The organism is Flavobacterium arsenatis (assembly GCF_031456785.1).
Classification (GTDB): domain Bacteria; phylum Bacteroidota; class Bacteroidia; order Flavobacteriales; family Flavobacteriaceae; genus Flavobacterium; species Flavobacterium arsenatis.
This window is the reverse complement of record NZ_JAVDVI010000008.1, coordinates 61329-74272: the sequence shown is the minus strand read 5'-3', so window position 1 is coordinate 74272 and position 12944 is coordinate 61329. Positions and strand designations below refer to the sequence as shown.

Genomic DNA, 12944 nt, shown 5'->3' with positions numbered 1-12944 from the left:
AAACCTAATGAAATTTAGTTATGAGTAAAGAATTAATTTCCCTGATGGAAGAAAATTTGGTTCATGTTTGGAGTCAAAGAAATGCTTCCGAAAGAATAAAATCTATACAGACTATTTATTCTGAAGATAGTGGTTTATACCATATAGGACATCAAACAAAAGGGTTTGAAGCCATCAATAACAGTGTTAGTAATGTTGTGGCCAATATGCCTAAAGATTTTATATTTTTTAAACTTAAACCAGTGACAATCAATAATAATATTGGTAGGCTGATATGGGGCTTGGGTCCAAATGCAGCTTCGATTGTTGCAACAGGGATGGATATTGCTGTCTTTGAAGATGGAAAAATAAAATCACTGTATGTGTTTCTAGATTAATTTAAAAGTTAAAAACATGAAAAAGAAAATCAGTTTTTCTACAAAAGGACAAAGAGCTGATATCGGCGACTTAACCATTTATCGATTATTAGCAAACCGATATGCAGATGCTGTTGGTCCCTTTGTTTTTTTAGACCATATTATTCCAAAAGTTCATTCATCAGCTATTAACAGTGGAACCGGGGGACATCCTCATCGGGGAATTGCCACCTTGAGCTATATTATAGAGGGTGAAGACGAACACTTTGACAGTGCCGGAAACTATGCCAAAGTGCATTCCGGAGGAATCCAATGGATGAAAGCGGGAAATGGAATTATTCATGATGAAACGTTAAATATAGATTCTAAAACAGGAAGCAATCGTACACATGCTTTTCAATTTTGGATTAACCTTCCTGCAAAAAACAAAGCAGAAAAACCGGCGTATTTAGCGGTTCAAAGCGATGATGTGCCCCAAAAATCATTGCCCGACAATAGTGGTTGGATAAAAGTAATTGCCGGTAGCTATCAAGATTTAAAATCTATAATACCAAATTATTCAGAGCAGTTTTTATACCATATACATCTTAAAAAAGGAAAAAGGTTTGCCATTTCCGTTGATGAAAAAATTGAGGTTGCAGCATTCTTGCCAACAAAGAGTACGCTACTTAATGATTCCGAATTTCAAGCAGGTGACTTTATAGAATTTGACAGAAACGAAGGTGATATTGTAATTGAAAATAAATTTTATGAAACTACTGACATTATTCTATTTGGAGGAGAACCCTATACAGAAACGATAGTTGCCGAAGGTCCATTTGTAATGAACAGCCACTCTGAAATAGCAGATGCTTACCGTGACTTTTATGCCGGAAAATACGGAACAATCAATAATCAAAGCCGTAAGGTATAAATTCAATTTATAAGCCAAAAATCAATTAAAGAAAAATCAATTTCTATCCTATTAGAAATTACAAAAAAAAGTATAAATAAAACATCAAACAATATGAAAAAACAAGCAACAGCCGTATGGAACGGCACGATTAAGGAAGGAAAAGGAAATCTTACTACCCAAAGTGGCATTTTAAATCAAACACCTTACACATTTGTATCCCGTTTTGAAAACGGAACTGGCACCAATCCTGAAGAACTTATGGCCGCGGCTCATGCAGGATGCTTTACCATGAAGTTGAGTGCCGAATTGACTACTGCAGGCTATGATCCTGAAGAATTGACCACAACATCATCTATTACCTTAGCCAATGGTGTTATTACAAAATCTGACTTGGTTTTGACGGCAAAAATAGCAGGAATTACTGAAGAAGAGTTTCAAAAAATAGCAAAATTAGCTGAAGAAACCTGCCCTGTTAGTAAGGCTTACAATCTTGAAATTTCCTTAGAAGCAACCTTACTATAAACTAAAAATTATGAACAATAAAGAAATTGTATTGAAGGCAATGAACGAATTGTTTCACGAAAAAGACAGTTCCGCAATAGAACGTTATTGGCATGAGTCGTATCAACAGCACAACCCATCCATGATCAATGGTCATGAAGGACTAAAAAAGCTCTTACCTTTTTTGGACGCAAACTTTAAGTGGCAACCCGGCATAATCGTGGAAGAGAATGATATTGTTATTACACATAGTCTAGTAAATGGATGGGGACCTGTACCTGTGATAGTAGTAGATATTTTCCGTTTGGAAGATGGAAAAATAGCCGAACATTGGGATGTTGTACAAGAAGAGGTTCTTGCCTCAAAATCTGCTAATGGGAATGCGATGACCTCTTTTAATATATTAAAAAATGAAAAATAAATTAATTGGCAATAGATTTATAATGGATGTTGGAGTCCTGAAAACCGAACTCTACTTCGAAACAGATGAATCCATGGTTTTTACAGTTATAGAAGGAGGTTCTTTAACTAAAAAAGGTCATACAGAAAAAGTAGAAACCACGATTGCAGAAATTCGTCCGGATGTTTATATGGTGGCATGGAAAGAAAATTCAGGTGCAACGGTAACCCATGTGGAAGATCATGAAAATGGAATTATATACAGCAATGCAACTTTGCCCGATGGTAGTTTTTATACAATGAAGGGAACAATACATCCTTTGTCAAATTAAAATAATAAAATATCATGGAAATAGGAATAGACAGTTTTGCATCGGCTATGTATGGAAGTACTAGCCTTAGTAGCATAGATGCTATGGAACAGCTTTTAGAACGGATCACAATTGCTGACGAAGTTGGGCTTGATGTTTATGGCATCGGTGAACATCATAAAAAAGAATTTCTAGATGCTGCACCAGAAGTAATCCTTGCTGCAGCAGCTGCAAAAACCAAAAGGATAACGCTTGGCAGTGCCGTTAAAGTTTTAAGTACTGATGACCCCGTTCGGGTTTACCAAAGTTTTGCAACACTTGATCTTATTTCCAAAGGACGTGCTGAACTTGTAGTAGGTCGCGGATCTGCAATAGAAGCCTACCCGCTGTTTGGTTATGATCTAAAGGATTATGATGCCCTTTTCAAAGAAAAATTGGATTTATTGCTAAAGATTCGTGACAATGAATTTATTACGTGGTCGGGTAAATTCAGACCTGCTCTGGAAAACCAACCCGTTTATCCTAGAGCGGTACAGGAAAAATTGCCTATTTGGCTTGGAGTAGGCGGAACTCCTGAATCATTTATAAGAGCAGGATCACTCGGATTGCCTTTGATGGTGGCGATAATTGGTGGTGAAACAGAACGATTTCGCCCTCTGGTCGATTTGTACCGTGAAGCCGGACGAAAAGCCGGCTACTCGCCAAACCAGCTCAAAGTAGGACTTCATTCGCCTGGTTATGTGGCTAAAAATACAGAGCAGGCAATTTCAGATTATTATTCGGGATATGCCGAGCTGTGGACAAAGGCAGGGAAAGAGCGGGGGTGGCCTCCAGTAACAAAAACAGGATTCAACGCATTGATTGCCCCTAAAGGAGTGCTGGTGGTTGGTGGACCTGAACAGGTTGCTGAAAAATTGATCAGGCATAGCAAAGCACTTGGAGGCATAGACCGCTTTACTTTTCAGATGGATAATGCAGGATTATCCCATCTCCAATTGCTACAATCTATTGAATTGATTGGTACAAAGGTAATTCCACTTATAAAACAATCATTAAAGTGAAAAAATAAATTACAACTTATAATGTGTTAATTATTAGTAATTTATAAATATATAAAAACAAAAAAGTTATCGCATCATTCGTATTGGGTTTGGCGTCAATTGCCACGTTTACTCAAGAGTCTGTGAAATACTTTGACGGTTATCAGAAACAATGAGTACAAGGCACATTTTAATATGTTTATTTTTAGGATATGTACCATTTAATTTATTGGCACAAAACTTTAAGTTGATGCGATTTGACGAAAATTATGCAGATTTGAAAGACAGTGCGAGAACGTTTTACAATAAGATAAAATACATACCGTTTTCCGAAAATGGTAATCGATACCTCTCATTGGGTGGCGAAGCAAGGGGTGAATTGGATTATGTTCGGAATGAAGATTGGGGTAAAATGAATCAAGGGCTAGCTGTTTTTACGCTACAGCGTTATAATCTTCATGCCGATTTACATCTAGGCAATCGGGTTCGCTTTTTTGGACAGTTGCGAAGTGGTTTAGAAGATGGTCGTGATAACGGTCCACGTGGAATTGATGAAGATCAGCTAAACCTGCAAAATCTTTTTGTGGATATTGTGCCTTATAAAAACGCGAACCAAATACTAACGCTACGTTTGGGGAGACAGGAAATTCATTACGGAAGTGGCCGTTTGATCGATGCCCGGGAAGGTCCCAATCTTCGTTTGTATTTTGATGGTGTAAAGATTGCCTTTACATCGCCTAAATTAAAAATAGATGCTTTTGTTATGTCAGAATCCATTGTAAGAACAGGTATTTTGGATAATAAATCTTCCCATAAGGCTAACCTTTGGGGTGCTTATGGTACTTATGGTAACCCGAAACGTAGCAATTTTGACCTTTATTACATTGGGATTAGCCGAGAAAATGCCCGTTTTGATGAAGGCGTGGCGGAGGAATCCCGACATACGTTCGGTTCCAGATTTTGGAGAAATGGATTTGGTTTGGTTTACAATTTTGAAGCAGGGTATCAATTTGGCTCGTTTGGTTTGGATAAGATTCTTGCTTATGGCATTTCTTCAGAGATCGGATATATATTTGAAAATATAAAAGGGTTACCCGTCTTAAAGTTGAGAAGCGACTATATTTCCGGCGATAAAATCAAAGGAGATGGCAAACTCGGAACCTTTAATGCAATTTATCCAAATGGTGGATATTTTGGAATGAACCCTCAAGTAGGGCCAGCTAATTTAATGTCTGTTCATCCTAACATCGGTTGGAATCCAAGTAAAAATGTGAAACTCACTATGGAGGTGGTGTTTAATTGGCGGAACTCCACAGAAGACGGTATTTATGGCCCAAGTGGTGCATTTAGATTGTCCTCATCTGATTCTGGAAAAAGATATATTGGCACGTCCTATACAAGCACCATGTCATGGTATATCAATGATTTTTTGAGTTATAATATTGGTGTACAGTATTTTAAAACAGGTAGCTTTATTGATGATGTACTACCGCAGCATAAAGACGGATTCTTTGTAGGTTCTGTAGTAGGGTTTAAATTTTAACACCCTATGAGAACTTCTTTATGAAACATTAATAAACTAAACGAATTTAAAAATAAATAATTATGGAAATAGTATTAAAAGAAGACGAAACTAAAGGCGCTGCAATAGCAATAGACAATGATACTCGTGCTGGTATGATGACCTATTCTATTGCTGGTTCAGAACTAATTATCATAGACCATACCGATGTGGATCCAAAGTATAGCGGTAAAGGTGTAGGGAAGCAAATGCTCTACAAAATCGTAGAAATGGCCAGGGAGAAAAAGATCAAAATTATTCCCTTGTGTCCATTTGCTAACTCCATGTTCAAAAAAGTAGAGGATATTAATGACGTATTAAAAAAATAAACACAATTATGGAAACTATTAAAGAATACCCAAAAGACAATTTAACAGTACTATGGAACCAAAAGAAGTGCATCCACGCTGCTGTTTGTGTAAAAAGCCTGCCAAAGGTTTATAACCCTAAAGCAAAGCCATGGATTACCACGGAAAATGCTTCTGTAGAGGAATTAAAAAAACAGATTGATGCTTGTCCTTCAGGAGCATTGAGTTACAGAGAATCTTAAAAACAACCATTATGCAACATCATATCCTCTTGAACATCTGTGCCATTTTTGGCGTTGCTATTGCAGTTATCATTATTTGTCAGTTCCTTAAAATCAGATACATCATAGGCTATCTTATTACGGGTGTTCTACTTAGTCCGCATACGTCTGGCTATTTTGCTAATATGGATGAGGTGGAAGTATATGCAGAAATAGGAATCATACTGCTTTTGTTTACCATTGGTCTTGAATTTTCGTTTACCAATCTAAAAAAAATTCAAAGATATGTTCTAGGAGGAGGTAGTGCACAGGTGTTTCTTACAATTATAATCACTGCGGTACTTATTTGGTTCGTGATGCGACCAAGTTGGGAAGAAAGCGTTTTTTGGGGATTTTTATATGCATTGAGTAGTACTGCTATCGTCATAAAAACATTGCAAGATTCCAATAAAATTGCAACACCTCACGGTAAGTTTATCCTTGCTGTTTTGCTGTTTCAGGATATTATGATTGTACCACTCATGTTGTTAACCCCAATTGTTGCCGGAGTAGGAGGTAACCCATTGGTGGCATTTGGTTGGCTGTTAGGAAAACTGGTCCTAATGGGCGGTATTGCCTACGTTCTGACACGCTTTGTAATTCCTTTTTTCTTAAAAACGGTTATGAAGGTACAAAGCCAAGAAGTGTTTTTAATTGCAACAGTATTCATTGTTACCGGGATTGCTTTAGTAACAGAGCAATTAGGATTGTCTCTTGCTCTTGGAGCCTTTATCGCAGGATTGATTATAGCCGAAACAGATTACAGTCACATGGCCGTTTCCTGTTTTTTGCCTTTCCGATATGTCTTTATGAGTTTCTTTTTCATCTCTATGGGAATGCTGCTTAATTATGAAGTTTTTATGACCGATTTTGGCTGGATTGTTTTTTGGACACTCTTTGCCTTTGTTGTAAAAGCAGCGGCAGGAATACTTGCTGTTAAAGTTTTGGGACTTGAATGGAAGACAGCCTTTGCAGTAGGATTTTCAATAGCTCAAATAGGGGAATTTTCTTTTGTGCTTGCCCAAAGCGGATTAGAATATAATTTAATAAGTGCAAACAACTATCAAATATTTTTGGCAGTATCAATCATCTTAATGTCGCTTACGCCATTCATAGTGACAAATGCAGAAAAAATATATCCTTTGTTTAAAAAATATACAACTAAAAATGGATAAACCAATATTACAATTATATGGAACCGATTGGTGCCCGAAGTCATCGGCCTTACGCAATTATATGCAAGGTAAGTGGATTGTATTTGATGACTTTAATGTGGAGACTGATGCTGAAGCAAATGAGAGAGTACGTTCGCTTTATGAAGGAAAATTAAAGTTCCCAACCATAATGTTAGGTAATGAGTTTATTAAAAACCCGACCATAACAGAACTCAATGAATTTTTGAAAAAGCACAGTTTCGATTATTAAACCTATAAAATTTGAAGAACAACTGCATCAAAATGAAGCTGTAAATTGACAACCTAGTAAATAAAAAAGATACCAATGGATAAAAATTATAAAATTCCTGCTGCTACCAGAATAGGCCATGTTCACCTAAAAGTAGCCAACTTGCAACGGTCGATAGATTTTTATTGTGGTTTGTTGGGTTTCGAGATCACAACGTTGTATGGCAATGACGCCGCCTTTATATCGGCAGGTGGCTATCACCACCATATTGGTTTAAATACTTGGTTCACTAAAGATAGTCCTAGGGCCGAGAAAAACACTGTAGGTCTGTTTCATACCGCTATAGTGTATCCCACTAAAAAGGATTTAGCGATACTATACAATAGGCTCAAAATGAATCAATACCCTTTGACTGGTTTTTCGGACCATGGAGTGTCCCTAGCAATTTATCTTGATGATCCTGATGGAAATGGCGTTGAACTTTATTGGGACAGACCCAAGGAAGAATGGCCAACAAAGGAAGATGGTTCATTGGAAATGTATTCCGAACCTTTGGATCTAGCAGACCTCTTAAAAGAATTGTAAAATTCAAAGAGGCTAAAATAAATAGATGAACCAATTTTTGAATCTATTCCTTTTACTAATAAGCGAGAAATAGATGGGAAATAGTTCTTTATCAATTACGGAGTAACATCTAAAAGAATACTTAAAAATACAATCAAAATTTACCAAGACAATATTTTTTGAACCTTTTAATTTAACTTAAATATAATAGTATGAAAGCAGCAATATTAAATGAATTCGGATCTTTTGACAGTTTCAAAATTACAGAAATACCGACACCAACACCAAAATCAAAAGAAGTCCTAGTAAAGGTCCTTGCCACTTCCGTTAACCCGTTGGATTTTCAAGTCCGTCGTGGAGATTATAAAAACGAACTAACCTTACCTGTCATTACAGGGCACGATATCTCAGGTATAATTGTGGAAATTGGCTCCGCGGTCGAAAACTTTAAAGTGGGTGATGAGGTGTATTATTCACCTGAAATTTTTAAGGGACAAGGAAGCTATGCACAATATCACACTGCACACGAATCTATCATCAGCCTAAAACCTAAAAACATTAGTCACTTAGAAGCTGCAACGCTTCCATTAGCTGCAGGAACCGCTTGGGAAATGCTGGTTACAAGAGCACAACTTAAAATTAACCAGACGATATTGATTCACGGAGGTGCAGGTGGAGTGGGAATTCCTACCATTCAAATAGCCAAAGCTATGGGAGCAACTATATTTACAACAGCGAGAAAAGTGCACCACGCTTTTCTTCTTGAGTTGGGGGCTGACTATGTGATTGACTACGAAAAGGAAGACTACATCCAAGCGATTAATCAATTAACCAACAACAAAGGAGTAGATGTAATTATTGATACTATCGGTGGCAATACTCTTTCTGATAGTGGAAAAATACTTAGTCAGTTAGGACAAGTGGTTACTTTGGTTGATATTGAAAAGCCACAAAACCTTGTCGCGGCTTGGGGGAAAAATGCCACCTATCATTTTGTTTTTACAAGACAAAGTAGAAACAAACTAGAAGAACTCACCAAACTCGTAGAAAGTAACAAATTGAAACCTATCGTAAACAAAGTTTTCTCTCTATCCGATATTGGCAAAGCCCATAACCTTCTGGAAACAAGAGCTGGGGATAAAGATTTCTATGGCAAAATTGCAATAGAGGTTGAAAAAGAAGCATAAGGAGGTTATAAAATAAAGCAATTATTTAAAAAACACCACCATTACTCTATAAAATAGGAATCAATAACAACAGCATCAACAAATAAAAAATCAAGAAAATGAAACCAATTTTTGAATCTATTCCATTAGTGAAAAATGAGAATAAAAAACGTTTTGAGATAGATATTAACGGAAAATATGCTTTCATCAATTATGGTGAATTTGGCAACCAGATAGCATTGGTGCATACCGAAACCGATTCCGAATTGGCAGGAGAAGGTGCTGCAAGTGCCGTAGTTGAAAAAACATTACAGTATCTTGAAGCTAATGCTATATCATTACTTCCATTTTGTCCTTATGTATTTGCATATATAAAGAAGCATCCGGAATGGAAACGTATTGTCAGTCCAAAATTTAAAGGTTATGACAAACTTTAATCTAATAACAATAGCATAGATGAAATCATATGATAATTTAATCGAAGCCTTAAATGACCTTAAAAAAGAAGGGTATGTGGACGATTTCAACCTAAAGCAAAATTGTTTGGAATGCAGGAATGGAGCTTATAAAATATTCCACAATGAATTTGAAATTGACAATCATTTTAGGTTTGATGATGAAGATTCAAGTGCTGATAGCTCCTCTATTTTGTACACCATTCGTTCTAAAAATATAGACTGAAAGGCACACTTATAAATTCATATAACATCTATTCCAATGCTATTACAAACCAAATGTTAGACAAACTTAAATTCTCAAACTAATGTCAAATTTACAACTCATTATAGAAGAACGAGCGGCTGATATTGGCAACTTTATGGTAGGTCGCTTGTTGCCATTTCGTCAAAAACGAATGGTAGGTCCATTTATTTTTATAGACCACATGGGTCCGGCACATTTAAAAGCTAATGAAAATATCGATATCGATATGCATCCACATATTGGTCTGTCAACGTTAACTTTTTTATTTGAAGGAAATGTATTTCATCGAGACAGTTTGGGTACTGCTAGAGAGATAAAGTCGGGTGAAGTGAACTGGATGACAGCCGGAAAAGGTGTTGTTCATACCGAACGAACTCCTGATTACCTTCGTGATAAAGCCAAGACGCTCCACGGGTTGCAAATATGGGTCGCGTTACCAAAAGAGGAGGAAGAGTGTGAGCCTTCCTTCACTCATGTCAATGCTGAGGATTTACCTATGTGGGAAGAAAACGGAGTTCATTTTAAATTGATTGCCGGAGAAGCCTTTGGAAAAAAATCGCCGGTACCGGTCTATAGTCCACTATATTTTGTAGAAATCAAATCAAGTGAAACAAAAACAATCAATATTGGAGCACATCTGTATGGTGAAAGTGCTTTATACATATTAGAAGGAACTATAAAATCAGATGGTCATACCTATGATCCTAAACAGATTCTAGTTGCTAAAGACAGCTCACTTTGTGAATTTCAAATTGAAGCAAACTCTACCGTTTACCTATTTGGAGGAGAAGCATTTCCTGAAGAGCGGTTTATCGAGTGGAATTTTGTAGCAACAGATAAAGGATTGATTGAAAAAGCAAAACAGAACTGGACTCAAGGTAAGTTTCCAATGGTGCCAAGCGAAACGGTTAGAGTTCCTTTACCATCACCTAGACTAAAATAGTAATAACAAAGACAGTACACAAAATGAAAACAACCACTGCTACTATTGGAAAACAAAAATATAAAACGGAGATACAATCAAAAAACCACATTATTATGGCCGACGAACCCATTGAGGTGGGTGGGGAAGATTTAGGTTTTACACCTATAGCCTTACTTGAGGCTTCTTTGGCAGCGTGCTCAACAATGACCGTTAGAATGTATGCCGATAGAAAAGGATGGGAACTGGATAAGGTTGAAATCAAAGTGGGATTCAAAAGAAACATAACCACTCATCAGATAATTTTTAAAAAAGAAATCCAGTTTTTCGGTAATTTGGATAATGAACAGCGTGAAAAATTGCTGGAAATGGGGTCAAAATGCCCTATAGAAAAAATGATTACTGGAGATGTCTCGGTAGTATCTATTTTGATATAAAAAAGCTTACTGTTTTAGAGATTAGTTACAATGGAAATCAAAACGCAAATAATGATCAATGCCACACCAGATAAAGTTTGGGCAGTATTGACCGACTTTGAAAATTACCCCAATTGGAATCCTTTTATTAAAAGTATCATTGGAGAACCAAAGGTAGGGAGTCAAATCACAGTTAGTATTGCCCCACCAGATGGTAAGATTATGACATTCAAGCCAGTGGTAGTAGTTTTCAATCCTAACAGAGAATTTCGTTGGGTCGGAAAGTTATTTTTTAAGGGCTTATTTGACGGCGAACATAAATTTGAACTCATAGATCGCGGAAACGGGACAACAATCTTTTATCATAGCGAAACTTTCAAAGGAATGCTAGTACGTCTATTCAAAAAAAAACTTGAGAATAGTACTAAGAAAGGTTTTGAAATGATGAACGAAAACCTAAAAAGGCGAGTTGAAAACAGTATGAATCAATAAAAATTAAATACGAAACGATTATGAAAAATTTAAATTCTTTTTACTTTATGTTCTTGTTATTGGTTGTAGGATGTCAAGAAAAAACAAACATAGAAAAGCAAGCACTACTTAAAAAAGAAGGTGGAATAGAACAAATTAAATACAAGACATTAGATGTTGATGGTGTAACGATTGCATACAGAGAAGCAGGATCTACGAAAAACCCAACTATAGTATTGCTGCACGGCTATCCTTCTTCTTCTCACCAATACAGAAAAGTATTGGATCAACTTTCGGATGAATATCATTTAATAGCACCCGATTACCCTGGATTTGGAAACAGCGATTTTCCATCACCCGAAGCATACGAATACACATTTGACAATATTGCGAAAACGATGAATACTTTTTTAGAGTTAAAAGGTATCCGTTCTTATGTCATAATGATGCAGGATTATGGGGCTCCGATTGGATTTAGAATTGCAACAGCACATCCAGAAAGAGTCACGGCCATCATTACACAAAATGGAAACGCGTATGAAGAAGGTATTGGAGAAGTATGGAAAGGGATTAAAGCCCTTTGGGCAAACAGGAATGACAGTACCGAAAAGGCTTTACTGCCTGCTTTTACACTGGAGGGTTTAAAATGGGACTACACTCACGGTACCCGAAATCCTGAAAATGTGAATCCTGATACGTGGCATTTGGATTACCTGCGAATGAACCGTCCTAATGCCCATAAGGTAAATTTAGATTTATGGTATGACTACCAAAACAATTTAAAACTTTATCCAAAATGGCAACAGTATCTTAGAGATAATCAGCCACCGTTATTAGTTGTTTGGGGTAAAAATGATGAATATTTTCCTGAAAGTGGGGCTAAAGCATTTAAAAAAGATGTAAAGAATGTGGACTATAATATTTATGATACAGGACATTTTGCTTTAGAAGAAGATGGCGACAAAATTATTGAAAAAATGAGAGCTTTTATGGGAAAGGTTTCCAAGGAGAAATAAGCTTAAAGTGTAGAAAAAATTAAGAACCAAGTACTAAACTTACTAGTTGTGAAAAATTTAAGTATTCTATCCCTTTTGTTGCTGATAGACGCTTTTGGATTCCAAGAAAATTTAAATGTAGAAAAGCAAACATTCATTAAAAAAGATAGTAAAATACAACAAATCGATTATAAAAATTCAAAAACAAACGAAGTAAAAATCAATTATAGAAGACCAGCATTCACCGAAAATTCAAAAGCCGTATTATTGAAGGGTTATGCTACCTATTTGGATCAGTATAAAAAAATAGTAAATCATCTTATGGATGGACTTCACTTAATGACTCCCGATTTCACAGGATATACAAACAATGATTTGCCTTATCCAAAAAATTATGAATACACATTCGGCAATAGTGAGAAGAAAAGGAGCCCATATTCAGAGTTAAAAGACAGTTGTCCTCATGCAAAAAATAAAACAGGATTGTGGTGGCCCTATCGCATTTTAGAGCGTCAGCATAGAATCAAAATCGTTGGTACTTTTGAAAAAAAGAGATAAATACTTTAAAAAATCGTTTTGTAAATTTTAATAGAAGTGAAAGATTTCGACTATACTATTTATGACAGAGGACATTTTGCTTTGGAAGAAGATGGCGAAAAAATTAGCGTTTTTA

The 12944-nt window shown here is 36.2% G+C and carries 20 protein-coding genes; all 20 read left to right on the top strand.

The features are described from left to right. Positions 1–20: 20 nt before the first annotated feature. The gene (locus J2X31_RS10395) at positions 21–377 is read left to right on the top strand and encodes a nuclear transport factor 2 family protein (protein WP_310026556.1); all 357 of its coding nucleotides are present in this window, start codon (positions 21–23) and stop codon (positions 375–377) included. A 16-nt stretch (positions 378–393) separates the two neighbouring features. Further along, entirely contained in the window at positions 394–1269 is an 876-nt protein-coding gene (locus tag J2X31_RS10390) for a pirin family protein (protein ID WP_310026555.1), read from the top strand. Between the two features lie 93 nt (positions 1270–1362). Continuing rightward, positions 1363–1773 (top strand): OsmC family peroxiredoxin, encoded by a 411-nt coding sequence (locus J2X31_RS10385; RefSeq protein WP_310026553.1) that lies wholly within the window; start codon positions 1363–1365, stop codon positions 1771–1773. A 10-nt stretch (positions 1774–1783) separates the two neighbouring features. After that, positions 1784–2173 (top strand): nuclear transport factor 2 family protein, encoded by a 390-nt coding sequence (locus J2X31_RS10380; RefSeq protein ID WP_310026552.1) that lies wholly within the window; start codon positions 1784–1786, stop codon positions 2171–2173. After that, positions 2163–2483, top strand: coding sequence for a MoaF-related domain-containing protein (locus J2X31_RS10375; protein ID WP_310026551.1), 321 nt, complete (start codon positions 2163–2165; stop codon positions 2481–2483). The genes J2X31_RS10380 and J2X31_RS10375 overlap by 11 nt, the downstream gene beginning before the upstream one ends. Before the next feature lie 14 nt (positions 2484–2497). Further along, the gene (locus tag J2X31_RS10370; RefSeq protein WP_310026550.1) at positions 2498–3523 is read left to right on the top strand and encodes an LLM class flavin-dependent oxidoreductase; all 1026 of its coding nucleotides are present in this window, start codon (positions 2498–2500) and stop codon (positions 3521–3523) included. A 151-nt stretch (positions 3524–3674) separates the two neighbouring features. Beyond that, positions 3675–5045 carry an alginate export family protein gene (locus J2X31_RS10365; protein WP_310026548.1) on the top strand — a complete coding sequence of 457 codons (1371 nt, stop codon included), beginning with the start codon at positions 3675–3677 and terminating at the stop codon, positions 5043–5045. Between the two features lie 62 nt (positions 5046–5107). Next, entirely contained in the window at positions 5108–5392 is a 285-nt protein-coding gene (locus J2X31_RS10360; RefSeq protein ID WP_310026546.1) for a GNAT family N-acetyltransferase, read from the top strand. 8 nt (positions 5393–5400) lie between these two features. After that, positions 5401–5613 carry a (4Fe-4S)-binding protein gene (locus J2X31_RS10355; protein WP_310026545.1) on the top strand — a complete coding sequence of 71 codons (213 nt, stop codon included), beginning with the start codon at positions 5401–5403 and terminating at the stop codon, positions 5611–5613. Positions 5614–5624: 11 nt separating this feature from the next. Next, the gene (locus J2X31_RS10350) at positions 5625–6806 is read left to right on the top strand and encodes a cation:proton antiporter (RefSeq protein WP_310026544.1); all 1182 of its coding nucleotides are present in this window, start codon (positions 5625–5627) and stop codon (positions 6804–6806) included. Then, the gene (locus J2X31_RS10345) at positions 6799–7056 is read left to right on the top strand and encodes a glutaredoxin family protein (RefSeq protein WP_310026543.1); all 258 of its coding nucleotides are present in this window, start codon (positions 6799–6801) and stop codon (positions 7054–7056) included. The genes J2X31_RS10350 and J2X31_RS10345 overlap by 8 nt, the downstream gene beginning before the upstream one ends. A 75-nt stretch (positions 7057–7131) precedes the next feature. Next, a complete protein-coding gene (locus J2X31_RS10340) occupies positions 7132–7620 on the top strand; it encodes a VOC family protein (RefSeq protein WP_310026542.1) in 489 nt (162 codons plus the stop codon). Positions 7621–7811: 191 nt separating this feature from the next. Beyond that, complete coding sequence (locus J2X31_RS10335) at positions 7812–8786, top strand: zinc-dependent alcohol dehydrogenase family protein (RefSeq protein WP_310026541.1); 975 nt, start codon at positions 7812–7814, stop codon at positions 8784–8786. 98 nt (positions 8787–8884) lie between these two features. After that, entirely contained in the window at positions 8885–9202 is a 318-nt protein-coding gene (locus J2X31_RS10330) for a GNAT family N-acetyltransferase (RefSeq protein ID WP_310026540.1), read from the top strand. Positions 9203–9221: 19 nt separating this feature from the next. Further along, the gene (locus J2X31_RS10325; RefSeq protein ID WP_310026539.1) at positions 9222–9446 is read left to right on the top strand and encodes a phosphoribosylpyrophosphate synthetase; all 225 of its coding nucleotides are present in this window, start codon (positions 9222–9224) and stop codon (positions 9444–9446) included. Positions 9447–9528: 82 nt separating this feature from the next. Continuing rightward, complete coding sequence (locus tag J2X31_RS10320) at positions 9529–10410, top strand: pirin family protein (RefSeq protein WP_310026538.1); 882 nt, start codon at positions 9529–9531, stop codon at positions 10408–10410. A gap of 23 nt (positions 10411–10433) precedes the next feature. Next, positions 10434–10826, top strand: a complete 393-nt coding sequence (locus J2X31_RS10315) for an OsmC family protein (RefSeq protein WP_310026537.1) — start codon at positions 10434–10436, stop codon at positions 10824–10826. A 30-nt stretch (positions 10827–10856) separates the two neighbouring features. Beyond that, entirely contained in the window at positions 10857–11297 is a 441-nt protein-coding gene (locus tag J2X31_RS10310; protein ID WP_310026536.1) for an SRPBCC family protein, read from the top strand. A gap of 20 nt (positions 11298–11317) precedes the next feature. Next, positions 11318–12292: an alpha/beta fold hydrolase gene (locus tag J2X31_RS10305; protein ID WP_310026535.1), complete on the top strand. Its 975-nt coding sequence runs from the start codon at positions 11318–11320 to the stop codon at positions 12290–12292. 48 nt (positions 12293–12340) lie between these two features. Beyond that, positions 12341–12829 carry a hypothetical protein gene (locus tag J2X31_RS10300; protein WP_310026534.1) on the top strand — a complete coding sequence of 163 codons (489 nt, stop codon included), beginning with the start codon at positions 12341–12343 and terminating at the stop codon, positions 12827–12829. The last annotated feature ends 115 nt before the right edge of the window (positions 12830–12944 follow it).